The sequence below is a fragment of the Salinicola sp. CR57 genome (assembly GCF_003206585.1).
In the GTDB taxonomy this organism is placed as follows: Bacteria; Pseudomonadota; Gammaproteobacteria; order Pseudomonadales; family Halomonadaceae; genus Salinicola; species Salinicola lusitanus.
Genome location: NZ_PZJL01000002.1, coordinates 1 through 15,227 on the forward strand (window position 1 = coordinate 1; position 15,227 = coordinate 15,227).

At 62.9% G+C, this 15,227-nt stretch carries 12 protein-coding genes; 4 read left to right on the forward strand and 8 right to left on the reverse strand.

Going from position 1 to position 15,227, the window contains the following annotated elements; all coding sequences use genetic code 11:
* A partial coding sequence (locus DOM56_RS03940; RefSeq protein WP_157958154.1) for a retention module-containing protein occupies positions 1-2,645 on the reverse strand: 2,645 nt, incomplete at its 3' end.
* Between the two features lie 271 nt (positions 2,646-2,916).
* On the opposite strand from DOM56_RS03940, the gene DOM56_RS03945 reads away from it, so the two are divergent.
* Positions 2,917-4,149 (forward strand): pyridoxal phosphate-dependent aminotransferase, encoded by a 1,233-nt coding sequence (locus tag DOM56_RS03945; protein WP_110707611.1) that lies wholly within the window; start codon positions 2,917-2,919, stop codon positions 4,147-4,149.
* Between the two features lie 54 nt (positions 4,150-4,203).
* Here the strand turns inward: DOM56_RS03945 and DOM56_RS03950 are convergent, their stop codons facing one another.
* Both DOM56_RS03950 and DOM56_RS03955 read right to left on the reverse strand, forming a co-directional pair.
* Positions 4,204-5,196: an adenosine deaminase gene (locus DOM56_RS03950; RefSeq protein WP_110707612.1), complete on the reverse strand. Its 993-nt coding sequence runs from the start codon at positions 5,194-5,196 to the stop codon at positions 4,204-4,206.
* Between the two features lie 213 nt (positions 5,197-5,409).
* On the reverse strand, positions 5,410-6,042 hold the full coding sequence (locus DOM56_RS03955; protein WP_110707613.1) for a LysE family transporter: 633 nt from the start codon (positions 6,040-6,042) through the stop codon (positions 5,410-5,412).
* A 44-nt stretch (positions 6,043-6,086) separates the two neighbouring features.
* Here DOM56_RS03955 and DOM56_RS03960 point away from each other — a divergent pair, with 44 nt between their 5' ends.
* Positions 6,087-6,644 (forward strand): DinB family protein, encoded by a 558-nt coding sequence (locus tag DOM56_RS03960; RefSeq protein ID WP_110707614.1) that lies wholly within the window; start codon positions 6,087-6,089, stop codon positions 6,642-6,644.
* Positions 6,645-6,650: 6 nt separating this feature from the next.
* Here DOM56_RS03960 and DOM56_RS03965 read toward each other — a convergent pair whose 3' ends face one another.
* The 5 genes from DOM56_RS03965 to DOM56_RS03985 form a co-directional block, all read right to left on the reverse strand.
* A complete protein-coding gene (locus DOM56_RS03965) occupies positions 6,651-7,367 on the reverse strand; it encodes a haloacid dehalogenase type II (protein ID WP_110707615.1) in 717 nt (238 codons plus the stop codon).
* A gap of 64 nt (positions 7,368-7,431) precedes the next feature.
* Entirely contained in the window at positions 7,432-9,012 is a 1,581-nt protein-coding gene (locus DOM56_RS03970) for a PucR family transcriptional regulator (protein ID WP_198655674.1), read from the reverse strand.
* A gap of 5 nt (positions 9,013-9,017) precedes the next feature.
* Positions 9,018-10,502, reverse strand: coding sequence for an NAD-dependent succinate-semialdehyde dehydrogenase (locus tag DOM56_RS03975; RefSeq protein ID WP_110707616.1), 1,485 nt, complete (start codon positions 10,500-10,502; stop codon positions 9,018-9,020).
* A gap of 119 nt (positions 10,503-10,621) precedes the next feature.
* Positions 10,622-11,398 carry a DeoR/GlpR family DNA-binding transcription regulator gene (locus tag DOM56_RS03980; protein ID WP_110707617.1) on the reverse strand — a complete coding sequence of 259 codons (777 nt, stop codon included), beginning with the start codon at positions 11,396-11,398 and terminating at the stop codon, positions 10,622-10,624.
* Between the two features lie 174 nt (positions 11,399-11,572).
* Positions 11,573-12,481: a nucleoside-specific channel-forming protein Tsx gene (locus DOM56_RS03985; protein WP_110707618.1), complete on the reverse strand. Its 909-nt coding sequence runs from the start codon at positions 12,479-12,481 to the stop codon at positions 11,573-11,575.
* A 575-nt stretch (positions 12,482-13,056) separates the two neighbouring features.
* On the opposite strand from DOM56_RS03985, the gene DOM56_RS03990 reads away from it, so the two are divergent.
* Both DOM56_RS03990 and deoC read left to right on the forward strand, forming a co-directional pair.
* Positions 13,057-14,328 carry a NupC/NupG family nucleoside CNT transporter gene (locus tag DOM56_RS03990; RefSeq protein ID WP_110707619.1) on the forward strand — a complete coding sequence of 424 codons (1,272 nt, stop codon included), beginning with the start codon at positions 13,057-13,059 and terminating at the stop codon, positions 14,326-14,328.
* A 114-nt stretch (positions 14,329-14,442) separates the two neighbouring features.
* Positions 14,443-15,216, forward strand: a complete 774-nt coding sequence (deoC, locus tag DOM56_RS03995) for a deoxyribose-phosphate aldolase (protein WP_110707620.1) — start codon at positions 14,443-14,445, stop codon at positions 15,214-15,216.
* The last annotated feature ends 11 nt before the right edge of the window (positions 15,217-15,227 follow it).

Here is a 15,227-nt window from a genome sequence, read left to right on the forward strand (position 1 = left end):
CCGCCGTTGGAACCGGCGATGGCCCTGCCCACATTGGCATCGTTGCCATTGACCGCACTAACGCTCAGGGTGCCACCGTCAACATCGCTGTCGTTGGCCAGCACGCCCTGGGCGGCGGCCACGTTGAGGGTGGCATTTTCACCGGTGCTGCCGGCATCGGCTCGAGCAACCGGCGCATCATTGGTGCCGATGATATTGATAGTAATGGTCTGACTCGCAGAGCCATCAGCCGATTTCACCGTAAAGGTTTCGGTCCTAATCTGGCCTTCACCAAGGTATTGAACCTTGCTGTTATCGACATTGAAGGTCCAACGGCCATCAGCTGTGATGGAAAGCGAGCCCAGCGAGGAGGTCACGCCGTCAGTCGCGCCACTGGCGCCCGTGAAGATCGCGCTACCCGGATTGAAACTCGACTGCCCGGTATCGACGTCTGTCACCGAGAGCAAGCCTGTCGTCGCGAGCTTTCCACCGCTAACGCCACTATCTTCCACGACGCTGCCAACAGCGGGGCCGCTAATGATAGCCACATCGTTCGTACCGACGATCGTCACAGTCAATGTGGCCACTGAAACATTACCTTGACCATCACTGACGGTGTAACTGACCTGGGACGTGGTTTGTTCGCCCGCTGCGAGAGAGTTGTAGGTATTTCCCGGCAGGAATCGATAACTGCCGTCGGATTGCACGATGAACATTCCGCCGTTGGAACCGGCGACAGCTCTCCCAACGCCCTCCGAGTTGCCATCGATGGCAACGACATGCAGCGCAGACCTGTCACTACCCAGGTCAGAATCATTGGCTAGAACACCGTGTACCGCATCGATGCTCAGCGCCTGCTCTTGCTGGGTGGAGCCAGTATCGGCAATCGCCGTTGGCGGCGTGGTGTCGACACCATAAGCGTGGGTGGTCGTTGCGGTGCCGGTATTACCGGCCCCGTCAGTGTGGCTGACCGTGGCATTGACCCGATCAGTACCGGCGTTGGCCAGCACCGCCCCCGGGACAGAGACGCTGAAGATGCCGTTGGTACCCACCGTCGTGGTATAGGTCTGGCCGCCTACCTCGATCGTCACCGTGTCGCCGCTGATCGCATCGCCGCCGGCCCTGCCGCTCAGAGTGACATTCTGCCGTGCTTCTGTGGCATTGATCACGTCGTCGCTGGCTACGGCGTTCAGACTGATCGTGACGACCGGCGCATTGGTATCGACAGCATAGCTGCCGGCAGTATTGGCGGTGCCGGTATTGCCGGCAGCATCGGTGTGGCTGACGACGGCCTGGATCGAACCGTTCTGGGCCAGCTGACTGCCGGGCACGGTGATGCTGAACGAGCCATCGGCTTTGACGCTGCCGCTGTAGGTCTGGTTGCCCACGGTTAGCGTCACGCGATCACCGGCGGCATACTCGCCGCTGACCTTACCAGTCACCGGAATCGGTTGGCCGGCTTCGGCGGCATTGACGACATTATCGCCAGCGATGGTGTCCAGGGTGATGCCAAGCGTCGGTGGCACGGTGTCGACGCCATAGGCGTGCGTGGTGGTGGCAATGCCTGTGTTGCCGGCCGTATCGGTGTGACTGATCACCGCTGTCACCGTCGAGCCCTTTGCAGCCGCCAGGAGACCGCCCGGCACGACGACGCTGAAGGTCAAATCGTCGGCGACAGCCACCTGGTACTGCTGGTCACCGATCGCGATCGTGACAGTATCGCCCGCAACGGCATCGCCGCCAGCGCGTCCCGTCAAGGTGATGGACTCCCCGGACTCGGCAGCGTTGATCACGTCATCACCGGCGATGGTATCCAACTGCACGGTCGGCGCAGGCGCATCGAGGTCGACACTGTAGGGCCGGATCGAGGTCGCAGTGACCACGATACCGTCACCGACATGTGTCAACGTCGCTGTCGCCGAGGGGAATTGCGCCAACACGCTGCCCGGGACGACGACCGCAAAGCTGAGATCCTCGTTCAGCACCGTGCTATAGGCAATACCACCGATGGTGATCGTCACCTGATCACCAGCAACGGCATCGCCACCGCCTTTGCCGCTGAGCGTGATGTTCTGCTCCGACTCCGCGCGGTTGACGATGTCATCGATGGCGATGGCATCGAGGCTGACACTGACGACCGGGGGCGCCGTGCCTCCGCCGCCCGCCGCGCCATCGCCCGTCGTCGTGTTCGCCTCGGGATTGAAGCTGGCAGGCGTCACCGTTACCCGTTCGGGACTAGCCTGCGCCGCCGTATAACGGTAGGTGCTGGACTCTTCGCGCCCGGTCCGGGCGATATCGAAAGGCGCGGAGAAACCACCGCCGCCTGCAATCGTCCCGCCACCTTCTCCGGCACCGGCCGCCGGAGCTTCCTGAATGGCCGTGGGGTCCTGTCCTGAAGCGATGGCCGCTTGAAGTGCCGCTACTTCCGGATCCGTCGCGGCCGGATCCGCCACAGCGACCGTGGCGATGCCTTCGATAATCTGCAAGGTAAACGGTTGCCCTGCGCTCAACGGCAGCACGGTGCCGTCGGCCAGAACGAGTCGACCGCCATCCGGTGAGAAGAGGGTGGCGCCTTCCGGAACCGCCATCCCCTGAACCAGGGGCTTTTGGGGATCCATCAAAAAGACATTGCCATCGACTCGAACGATAACGACGAGAGCAGCCATCGACTTTCACCTCAGCAGACCGAAGACACGGGGAATCGGGGGAGCCCCATTATTCGCGAAAAGTAACCGTTTGGTATCCAGATGCAACAAAATTCTATTAATCATCCTGAAGATCTTTGATTAATCGTAGCTCAGTTTTTACAAACCTTAGCAAATCCAGCGTGTTATAAAATGTTAGCGCGATAGGGCTCGACCAAAGAGACGATTAGCACCTCAAATCGATCGCGTTATAAGATTGGGCGGGCCCACTTCCTCCCCGTGCGAGATCGCCATGCTCGATGCCATACCCGCCAACCTGAGCCACCCCTGCTCTTCCCGTGTTCAAGCGATGCCCGACAACCAGATCGTCGCGGTCGCGGATCTCGCCCGGCACGACGCCTCGGTCGTCAGGCTCTGGATCGGTGAGGGTGACCTGCCGACACCTGAATACATCAAACAGGCGGCAATGGATGCATTGACGGACGACGATACCCGCTACAGCTACTCTCAAGGGTTGCCCGAGCTTCGCCAGGCACTGGCCGACTACCATCGTCGCCATTGGCAGGTGGACGTCTCCAGCGATCGCTTCTGCGTCACCGTCGGTGGCATGAATGCCGTCACCATGGCGATGCAGGCGATTCTCGATGAAGGAAGCGAAGTCATCATGCCCACCCCGGCCTGGCCCAATGCCAGGCAGATGATCGAGATCGTGGGAGGGGTCAACGTGCCGGTTGCCTTCGACTTCTACCCGGATGGCAATATCGAGCTCGACCTGGACAAGCTGTTCGCTAGAGTGACCGAGCGCACCCGTGCAGTCTTCATCAACTCACCGTCCAACCCGACGGGCTGGCGCATGCCGCTCGAGGATATGCGGCGGTTGAGAGACTTCTGCCGAGAGAAAGGGCTCTGGATCGTGGCAGACGAGGTCTACAATCACTTCGTCTATGACGGTGAAGGCCCAGCCTCCTCTTTCCTGCAGGTCTGCGAGCCTGATGACAAGTTGCTGGTGACCAACACGTTTTCCAAGAACTGGTGCATGACCGGCTGGCGTGCGGGATGGATCACGTTCCCGGGCGGCATGGATCAATTGTTCGCCCGACTCTGCCAGTACAACACCACCGGCGTGGCATCGTTCATTCAGCGGGCCTGTATCGTCGCTCTCGAGGAGGGCGATGAGTTCATCGCCCAGCAGGTCGCCCGCTGCCAGGCATCGCGGGACGTCCTGGTCGACGGGCTGACCGCGCTGGACAACGTGACCGTATTCTCACCCGAAGGTACCTTCTACCTCTTCTTCAAGGTTCACGGGCTCGATGAATCCAGCCTGGAGACGGCCAAGCGGATTCTGCGGGAAGCCAAAGTCGGCGTAGCCCCGGGCAGCGCCTTCGGTCCGGAGGGTGAAGACTACCTTCGGATCTGCTTCGCCATCGATCCCGAGCTTGCCAAGGAAGCGCTCGACCGGCTGACTCCGTTCCTTACCGATCTGGCCGACGCGTCACAGGACACCACTGCCTATCTAGAGGGCTGAACGAGACTGCCCGCCATCATTCGGCGGGCAGTCTCGCGCGGGGTTCGAAACCGTTCAGCAGGTCGACAGCCTTGCCAAGAGCTCGCTGCGGCGAGTCTCCGACATGAACGCGACTTCGATCGCGTTACCCGCCAACTGCTTGAAAAGCTCCCGATCCCAGTCGAAGGCCTCGAAACAAGCCAGGTAATTATTCAGTACGCCGCCGCCGAAATAGGCCGGGTCGTCCGAATTGAGCGTGACTTTCACCCCCTGCTCGATCATCGCTGGCAACGGATGATCGGCCATCGTCGGAACGACCTTCAATCGCACGTTGGAAAGCGGACAGACGGTCAGCGGGATCTGGGACTCGCGCAGACGCTCCAGCAGCGCCTCATCCTGCAGGCAGGCGACACCGTGATCGACCCGACAGATATCGAGTACGTCCAACGCTTCGCTGATATAAGTCGCCGGCCCCTCCTCCCCTGCGTGTGCCACGCGAGGAATGCCCAGCGCCTTGGCCCGTTCGAATACCGCCGCGAACTTGGCCGGCGGATTGCCCACTTCCGCGCTATCGAGCCCCACGGCGTCGATCGACTCGTAGAAGGGTGCTGCTTTCTCGAGCACGTCCATCGCTTCGCTCGCATCACGATCGCGCAGGAAGCTCATGATCAGTGCCGTGGTCATGCCCCAGCGGCGCTGTGCGTCTCGCATGGCACGGCGCAACCCTTCGAACGGGATCGCCAGCTCCACTCCCCGGTTCAGATGCGCCTGGGGATCGAATGACAATTCGACATGCACCACGCCCTCTTCGTGGGCACGCTCGAGGTACGCCATAGCGAGATCATGAAAATCCTGCTCGGTGTGCAGCACCCGCATACCCTGGTAGTAGAGATCCAGAAAAGATTGCAGATCACTGAAATCGTAGGCCGCGCGCACTTCATCTACCGTGTCGTAAGGCAGCGCCACGTTATTGCGCGCCGCCAGCGCGAACATCAGTTCCGGCTCCAGTGAACCCTCGATATGCAGATGCAGTTCGACCTTGGGCAGGCCCCGCAGCCAAGTCTTCATGAGCGTTCCTCGCCAGTTGATGGAATGCGATTCAGGATGCCGAAAATGAGTCGGCGAGGAAAGCATCGGCGGGGATGCCGACGGACGTCACGAGCGATACCCCTGGAGGCAAACTCCGTCGAAGAAACACCGTTCACGGGCAGTAAACGAGCATTTTGAGCCGGATTTCAACGCAATGTGGGCGAGCGCAGCTGTGTGCCGGCATTGTCGGGATCACACCCGCGTCGTCAGCACCTTGATACCCAACGCCACCATCGCCAGCCCCAGCACCCGGTCGATCCAATGACTGAAGCGTTTGAACGCACGATGAATTGGCGGAGTCGAGAGCAGTAGCGCTACCGCCGAGAACCAACCCAGTTGGATGAGCATGATCCAGGCGCCGTAGATGGCAATCTGGTATAGCGGCATCGACGGCGACAGCACGATGGTGAACAGCGAGACGAAATAGATGGGTGCCTTGGGATTGAGCGCGTTGCAGAGAAACCCGGTGCCGATGGTGCGCAGCGCCGAGCGCGGCGCCACCACCGGGGCATCACCGATATTCGCCGTCACGGCAGCCGGCCGTGAGCGCAACCCCTTGATCCCCAGATAGAGAAGGTAGGCCCCGCCCAGCAGCTTGATCGCCCACAGCGCTTCGGCGGAATTGGCGATCACCGCGGCGAGCCCGAAGGCGGAATAGACGATGTGGATCGACAGGCCCAGCGCGATGCCCAGGCTGCACAGCAGGCCGATGCGCTTGCCGTGGTTGAGCGTCTGTTGGGTGACGAGGACGAAGTCCGGCCCCGGCGAGGCGGCCGCCAGCAGATGCACGAAGGTGATGACGACCAAACCGTGTAGGATTTCCATGACGACTCCTGCGATACCGAAGAGAAGCGCGAGGTAATCCTGTCATGATCCAACACTTTCGCCATCAGGCCTACTGCAATCTGTGGTCGAACCATCGCCTGCTGACGGCCTGCGCCAGATTGTCGGTGGCCGAGCTACAGGCCAGACGCAGCAGCTTCTTCCCGTCGATCCATGCCACGCTCAACCATATCCTGGTCGTCGACGCCTACTACATCGACGCGCTCGAGGGGGGTACGCTCGGTCAGCGGGCGTTCGAGGACGAGACACCGCACGCGCGCATCGACACGCTTCTGCCGGCGCAGGAGATGCTGGACCGACGACTGATCGCTGTCTGCGACGAGCTGAAACCTTCGACGCTCGCCGACAACGTCACGCTCGAGCGGGCCGACCGTCGACAACTCGAGCCAGCACATCGCGTGCTGGCGCATCTCTTCGTCCACCAGACGCATCACCGTGGCCAGGTTCACGCCATGCTTTCGGAGACCGACGTCGCCCCACCACAGCTCGACGAATTCTTCCTGCTCGACGAAGCGCCACTGAGGCAGGCGGAATTCGAGGCGCTGGGCATCAGCGAAGCGCAGGTGTGGGGTGCACTTCGCTGAAGGCAATCACGCCAACTCGCGATGCGCCTCGGCGAGCGCCGCCATGCTGTTGAAGCGGAAGTCGACCCTCGGCATGTCGCCGGGATTCATGGTCGCGCCGAAGCCTTCCTTGTCGTGGCGACGATAGATCCAGCAGTTGGCCAATCCATAGCGGTTGGCCGGCTGGTGGTCGTGGAACATGCTCTCGGCGGTATGCAGGATTTTCGACTTGTCGATCCCGCGCTCACCGAGTTTTTCCAGCATATAGTCGAAGTTGCGCGCCGCCGGCTTGTAGGAACCGATGTCCTCCGCCGTGTAGACCGCATCGAACTCGACGCCAAGCTTGCGTTGGCTGTAAGCGAAGCTCTCGTTGTCGACGTTGGATAGTACCACCAGCTTGTAGTGCTGCTTGAGATAGCCAAGCGCCTCCGCCGTGTCGGCGAAAGCCGGCCACTGCTTGACGAAGTCACCGTAGGCCAGGCACTCGTCATGGTTGACCGCCACGTCCCACTCTTCCGCCAGGCGCTTGTAGACGACCGCCAACAGCAGCCGATACTGCAGGTGTGGCGTGTAACGCTGCTGGGTCGATTCATGTCGGGCGTGCGCCTCGAGCACCTGGTCGCGGCTCAGGCTCAGCCCGGTGCGCTGCAGCAGCGGCTGCAGCCCGGCGACCATGCCGCTCTCCCAGTCGATCAGGGTGCCGTAGACGTCGAAGGTCAAGGTGGTGAAATCCGTCAATTGCATGGTGTTCTCTCGGGTAGTGTCGAAATGCGTTTCCAGAGTCGTATGTCGATGCTTCGGCTGGCGTTCAACCGGACTCCGCGTTGAGCAGGCGTATGGCGACCTGGAGCTGCAGTCTGGCGTCGGCGTCGTTCAGGGGCATGCCCAGCGCCGTCTCCAGTCGCTCGATCCGATAACGCAGCGTGCTGATGTGGATATCGAGTGCTCGGGCGGTCTGTGCCAACTGGAAGCCGCTGTCCGCCAGCGCCGAGAGCGTCTCGACAGCACTCTGCCGTCGCGCGCCCTGCCCCAGGGCACGGGAAATGCGTTCGAGGAACAGCCGTCGCGCCTCGGCATCGCCTTCCAGCACCCGGTCGAACAGCAAGGCTTCGAAATCCCGGCGCTCCCCCGGCTTGAGGGAGGGCAGCAGACGCGCCACGTCGCCGACGCCCTCGGCAATGGCTGCCGTCCCCCGCGCTTCGCGACTGACCGCCATGGCCGCCGCGCCATCGTTGAGTTCGCGCCATAGCAGTGCCGTCGAGACATCGGTGCGAACCAGAAACAGCAACTGGTTGAGCGAGACGGAAATCAACGGCGGCAAGCCTTGGGTCTCGAGCTGCTCCCTCAGGCGACGCTCCCATTGCTCCCGACGCAGCAGCCCGTCCCGGCTCAGCGGGACCGGCTCGTTGAGCAGGATGGCACAGACATGGTAGCCGGCACGGGGATCCCACCCCTGCAGCGACGCCCGCTCCAGCGCGGCCGGGGTGGGCTCGAACCGCCCTTCCAGCAACGAGTCGACGAAGGCGTAGCCGAGCCGGGTCTCCTGTGCCTGCAGCGCCCGCTGGTGGGACAGGTGTAGTGCGGAGATGAGGGCAGCCTGCTCGGCGGCGCGCCGTTCCAGCTCGCCGACGGGAGACGCCGTCTCGTCGATCCACAGCGTAGCGGCCGGCACCTCCAGAATCCGTACCGGACAGGCCAGCATCCGGCCACCGCCCTCCTCGCCCAGGGAGCGAGCCGAGACCGAGGTCAGAAACTGGGCATCGGCTAGCATGGCCGATGTCGGCAGGCGTATCGTCTCGAGCCCGGCGCTGCCTCCCAGCCATTCGCCCTCCAGACCGGTAAAGAACACATCCCGCTCGAGCAACAGGCTCAATGCCGTAGCGATATCGCCCAGACTGCGCGCAGTCAGCGCCGACCGGGTGAGGTCGCGATGAATCCTTTCCGCCTGGGCGATCAACTGCCCCTGACGAGCGATCAGCCAGGCGTGCACCTCCTCGGTGATCTGGCTGAACGGTACATCCCAGGGAATCTCCAGGAGCGGGAAGTCCAGCGATTCGGCGACGCGACGGCTGGTCTCGGGGAAGGCAGTGAGAAACCTCGGCACCGCCAGCGCCACGCCGGCCAGCTTCTTCTTCACCAGCGCCTCGATCAGCGAGCGCTCGGCGGCCGGTTCGTCGGGCCAGTGGTAGCCGGTGGTCAACAGCAGTTGACCCTCGCGAACCCAGGCGACGATATCGGGATGATCGACCATGTGCACCCAGCGCAACGGCCGACCCAGCGAGCGCTCGCCGGCCACCACGCGAGCGTGACGCAGATTGGTCTCACGCAACGCCGTGGCCAGGTCGAGCTCGACCGGCGGCCGCTTCAGGTCGGTTTCGTCAACCGACACGGCGGTCAGCCATCCAGCCGCGTCGAGACGAACTTGGTGTCGAGATATTCGTCGATGCCGTAACGCCCCCCCTCGCGACCCAGCCCGCTATCCTTGACGCCACCGAACGGCGCCTGGGGCACGGAAGGCGCACCGTCATTGACACCGACGATACCGTAGTCCAGCCCTTCGGAGACGCGCGCCGCCCGCCCCAGGTTGCGGGTCCACAGATAGGCGGCGAGACCGAACGGCGTGGCGTTGGCGGCGGCGACCGCCTCCTCCTCGCTGTCGAAGGCGATCAGCGGGGCGACGGGACCGAAGGTCTCCTCCTGCATGATCTGCATGTCATTGGTAACGTCCGCGAGCACCGTCGGCGCAACGAAGAACCCGTCGACCTCACGCTCGGCCGTCAGGCGACGGGCTCCCTTGGCCAGGGCATCGTCGATATGAGACTGCGCCTTGTCGCGCCCCGCCTGGCTGACCAGCGGACCGATCTGGGTCGTCTCGTCTTCCGGCTGCCCCACGCGCAGTTCGTCGACCGCGGCCGTCAGGCGCTCGGAGAAAGCGTCGAGAATGCCACGCTGAACGTAGATGCGGTTGGCACAGACACAGGTCTGGCCACCATTGCGGAACTTGCTCGCCATCACCTCGGCCACCGCGGCCTCGATGTCGGCGTCGTCGAAGACCAGAAACGGCGCATGCCCACCCAGTTCCAGCGACATGCGCTTCATGGTGGCGGCGGATTTGGCGTAGAGATACTTGCCGACCGGCGTGCTGCCGGTGAAGGTCACCTTGCGGATGCGTCGATCTTCCATCAACACGTCGCTGACGGCTGCCGGTCGTTCGGCGGTGATCACCTGGAACACCTCCGCCGGCCCACCGGCCTGCTGCCAGAGCCGAGCCAGCAGCAGCGCCGTGATCGGCGTCTGCTCCGCCGGCTTGACGATCACCGAGCAGCCTGCCGCCAGCCCCGGCGCCACCTTGCGGGTGATCATCGCGGCCGGGAAATTCCACGGCGTGATCGCGAACACCGGGCCGACCGGCTGACGCAGCACGGTCAGGCGCTTGTCCGGATGCTGGCTGGGCAGAATGTCGCCATCGACACGCTTGGCCTGTTCCGCGTACCACTCCAGAAAGCCGGCGGCGTAATCCACTTCACCACGGGCCTCGCGGATCGGCTTGCCCATCTCCCGGGACATGGTGACGGCGAGGACTTCCTTGGCCTCCATCATCACTTGGTGCCACGCCTTGAGCAGAGCTGCCCGTTCGAAGGCGGTGGTCTTGCGCCACGCTTCGAAACCGCGTTGGGCATTGTCTGCAGCCAGCTTCGCCTGCGCCACGCCGCAATCGGCGACCTCGGCGATCACCTCCCCGGTGGCGGGGGAACGCAAGGCGTAGCGGCCGGCATCGGTGGCATCGAAGCCGACGATGGAGGCGGCGTAGTAGCTGGCGTCGGCGGGAGGGCAAAGCGGCACGGCGGGATTCTGAGAAGACGATGAGGTAGCAGACATCGATCCGGTCACCTGTTCGAAAAGTAGGAAGTCTGGCCATCCTACCCCTAGGGCGACACGAATTCCTCCTATCAGAAACAGGATTTTTCCGCTGTAGAGTTCTACTAAAAAAAGGAGGATCAGACCACGTCGATCTTCGCGATCACCTCTGCGGGCATCCGGTCGCGCCAGGTCCGGCCGGGATCGCCACTGGTCAGCAGGGTGTCGAAATCCGACAGCTCGGCAAAAAATGCCGCACGCATCACGTCGAGCTTGCTCTCGTCGGCGACCAGGATCCTGCGCTCCGCATGCTCGATGGCGGCCTGCTTGGGCGCCACTTCATGAAAGTGGAAACAGCTGGCTCCCTTTTCGGCATGGACGCCAGCGGCAGAGATCAACGCCTTGTTGATGCCCAGGCGTCGAATCGCCGTGGTGACGTCCTGCCCGCCGAAGGAGTCGGAAGCGGCGTAGTAGAGCCCCCCGAGCACCACCAAGCGCATGTTGGGCATGTCGCGCTGGCTGAACGCGTTGGCAACGTTGAGGGCGTAGGTGACGATGGTCACGTTCATCTCGCGCGGCAGCAACGCGCAGAACGGCATCAACGTCGTGCCGCAATCGACGAAGACGGTATCACCCTCCTCGATCATCGACACGACCGCCTCGCAGAGACGTTGCTTGGCCTTCGCGTAGCGGTCTCTCTGCGCATCGAGATTGTAGGCGACCGCGAACTGGGGGTTATCGGCCATCACCAGATGGCCGCCGAAAGAGACGATAGCGCCATTGCTGGCGGCGATATCCCGCCTCACCGTCATCTCGGAGACATCGCACAGCGTCGCCGCGTCCGCCAACGGAAGCGCACCGTGACGCCGAATCGCTTCACGGAGTCTCTCGAGCCTTACGGCGCTGCGGCCATTCATGGGGTTCTCCCGACATCATCTTCCAGATCAGGGTGTCGCAACAGTGTCTCGCGCGGCATGACTCTTCCTTGGAGGCGTATCTGGCAGCTCGGTATTGCCGTCGGTCGATGATCATACCCTGTAACGCAGCGAGGAGCCCGCAGGCTCCCCGTCGACGAATCTCTTCCCGCCAGGTTAGAACTGCCAGCCGACGCCGAAGTAGTAACCCCAGCCGGTGGAGCGCAACTCGAAACTGTCGCCATGACTGTTGGGGAACGGCGCCATCTCGCCATCGTTCCACTGTCCGCCGTTGTGGAAGTAACGCGCCACTGCCATGAACCGCAGGTGCGTGAACTGATATAGCAGCACGTTGGTCGCCACGGTCGATTCGTTGGTACGGGTCGGGTCGTTGTCGCCCAGGTCCGAACCGAAGTCGTGGTTGGTGAAACCGACGTAGACCAGCGACGCACCGTTATCGAAGCTGCCCAGCGGGTAGGAGTAGTTCAACTGGGCGCGATAGCCGTCCCAGGAGTGCTCGTTGGCGGCGCCGTAGTTTTCCCACTGGCGACGCTTGTAGAGATTGAACGAGAGCCCGAGCGGCGAGCCGGTGTCGATATCGGTGCCCAGGCCGGCATAAAGGGTGTTCTGGCGGCTCTCGGTGGTGTGCCCCCAATCGAAGATATAGTCGAAGGCGACGAACCACTCCTTGAACGGGCCGAAGCTGAGGTCCTGGCCGGTCATGTCATCGATGGAGAGGCGCGGCTCCAGCTCCATGAACACCGGCGACCCCTTGTCGAAGATGCCGCTGTCCGCCGCGTTGCCGACGCCGAAGAACTTCGGAAAATCGATATAGCCGTAGAGATCCAGCGGCCCCTTACGACCGAAGAACTCGTACTCCAGATAGATATCGTCGACCTGCTGCGGCCCGAATCGGATATTCTTGCTGCCGATGACGGTGAGGTTCTGATGATACCAGTCGGAAAGATAGGGGCCGTCGGCGGTTTGCCCCTCGGCGGCTGGCCCCTCGTCCGGCGTCTCCTGCTCGATGACCGGCGCACCGCCCTGATCATCGGCGGCCCAGGCCGGAGAGACGGCGAGCAGCATCGCCCCAACCCCTGCCGCCAGTGCCAGTCGCGAATGACGAATTCCCCCGTCTGCCGGCCTCACCGAATCCACCCTCGGCCATGCAAGTCGCTCTATCATGCGATCCCCCTACCTTGTTTGTTGTGACATCGTTGTTCGATTGGTCTGAAAAATCCCCGCGCTCACCCACACGGCGTCTTTGCGCCGATTCTTGCCTTGGCTGACCGACGCTCATCGATTTTTCAAACAGGGCCTACGGCATGGCCGTCTTGATTTTGTGACTATTTTTTCATCTACACCGTCGACCGACACCGCTTTGACACAAGCAAGTCTGGTAACGAAGCAGCCTAAAAAACACCATATATAGGCCTACCCACGGCTCAAAACTACTTTATGGGCTTGTTAAAAGAAAAACAATAAGTGACGAGCAAAACCCAAAAATGTTAAAAATATCTCAGGAACTGCGCTACTCGAGTGCCGGCCATCGTCATATCGGTCCATGACCACAGGCGCCAGGCCACGGGATCCGCTCCCCGCTCGCCGATGCCCTTCATGTGCGCTTCCTACCCACAAAGGCCAACACCAAGGACAACAACATGACACTCCTCATGGGTCTGGTCGGCGTCATCGTGCTACTGCTGATCGCGCTGATCTTCTCGAGCGACCGCAAGGCGATTCGCTTGCGTACCGTCATCGGCGCTTTCGCCATTCAAGCCGGTATCGGCGCCTTCGTGCTCTACGTACCTGTCGGCCAGAGCGTGCTGGGCTCCGTCTCCAGCGCCGTCAGCCAGGTCATCAGCTACGCCAACGACGGCATCGGCTTCCTGTTCGGCAACCTGGCCGACCCGACCAATGTCGGCTTCGTCTTCGCCATCAAGGTGTTGCCGATCATCATCTTCTTCTCGTCGCTGACGGCGGTGCTCTACTACCTGGGCATCATGCAGTGGGTCGTGCGCATCCTGGGTGGCGCGTTGCAGAAGATGCTGGGCACCTCGCGCACCGAATCGCTTTCCGCCACGGCCAACATTTTCGTCGGCCAGACCGAAGCGCCGCTGGTGGTAAGGCCGTTCCTGGCCAGCATGACGCGCTCCGAGCTGTTCGCGGTCATGTGCGGCGGCCTGGCGTCCGTCGCCGGCTCGGTGCTCGCCGGTTACGCCGAGCTCGGCATCCCCATGGAGTACCTGATTGCTGCCTCGTTCATGGCGGCGCCCGGTGGCCTGCTGTTTGCCAAGATTCTAATGCCGGAAACGGAGACGCCGGACGATCGCACCCAGCAGGCCAAGGAGGTCCTGGAAGCCGAGGACAAGCCGGCCAACGTGCTGGATGCCGCCGCTTCCGGTGCCTCGTCGGGGCTGATGCTGGCCGCCAACGTCGGCGCGATGTTGCTGGCCTTCATCGGTCTGATCGCCCTGATCGACGGCATCCTCGGTGGCGTCGGCGGCTGGTTCGGGATGGATTCGCTGAGCCTGTCGATGATCCTCGGCTGGCTGTTTTCGCCGCTGGCGTTCGTGCTCGGCATTCCCTGGCATGAAGCGACGCTGGCAGGTTCGTTCATCGGCCAGAAGCTGGTGGTCAATGAATTCGTGGCATACATCAACCTGGCCCCCTATATCAGCGGGGATACCGTGGTCGAGTCGACCGGGCAGGCGATGTCTCCCCACACCGCCGCGATCCTGTCGTTTGCGCTGTGCGGCTTCGCCAACCTCTCGTCGATCGCGATCCTGCTCGGCGGCCTCGGTACGCTGGCGCCCAGTCGCCGGCCCGAGATCGCCCGCTACGGCCTCAAGGCCGTACTCGCCGGCACCCTTTCCAACCTGATGTCGGCCACCCTGGCCGGGATCTTTCTGTCGCTGGCCGGTACCGCCTGACCCGGGGTGCTTGCCGCACAAACGCCATCAAGCCCCGGCAGACTGGGCGGAAACGCGCTAGGAGCCGGGCCGGCAGGAAACCGGCGCAAAGACGCCGGACAAGGAGATAAATGGATGAGCAGTCTCGAGCACGCCGCCAGCCAGGCGCTGGCAATGATGGACCTCACCTCGCTCAACGATGACGACGACGAGGGTGCCATTCGAGCCCTGTGTCGTCGTACCGACACGCCATACGGCGCCCCTGCCGCGGTCTGCCTCTACCCCGCCTTCATCGACGCGGCGGATCGCGAGCTGACGGCGATGGGAATCCGCGACCGGGTGCGGATCGCCACGGTGACCAATTTCCCCGACGGCAGCGTCAACGTCGAGCGCGCCTGCCGGGAGACCCGGGCAGCCGTCGCGGCCGGCGCCGACGAGGTCGATGTGGTCTTTCCCTACAAGGCGCTGATCGGCGGCGATGCCGAGTCGGGACGCGCCCTGGTCTCCGCCTGCCGCGACGCCTGCGGCGACCGCCTGCTCAAGGTGATACTGGAAACCGGCGAACTCAAGGACCCGGCGCTGATCCGCCAGGCGGCAGACATCGCCCTCGAGTGCGGTGCGGACTTCCTCAAGACCTCCACCGGCAAGGTGGCGACCAACGCCACGCTGGAAGCCGCCGAGATACTGCTTGGCGCCATTCGCGACAGTGGCCGCGACGTCGGATTCAAGGCCGCCGGCGGCATCCGCTCCAGCGACGATGCCAAGGCCTATCTGGACCTGGCCGCCAACATCATGGGCGAGGCGTGGCTCACGCCCGCGCACTTCCGCTTCGGCGCTTCCGGTCTACTGGACGCGCTGCTCGCGACACTCTCGGGCGACGACACCCAACCGACCCGCGGCGGATACTGACACGGTCGATC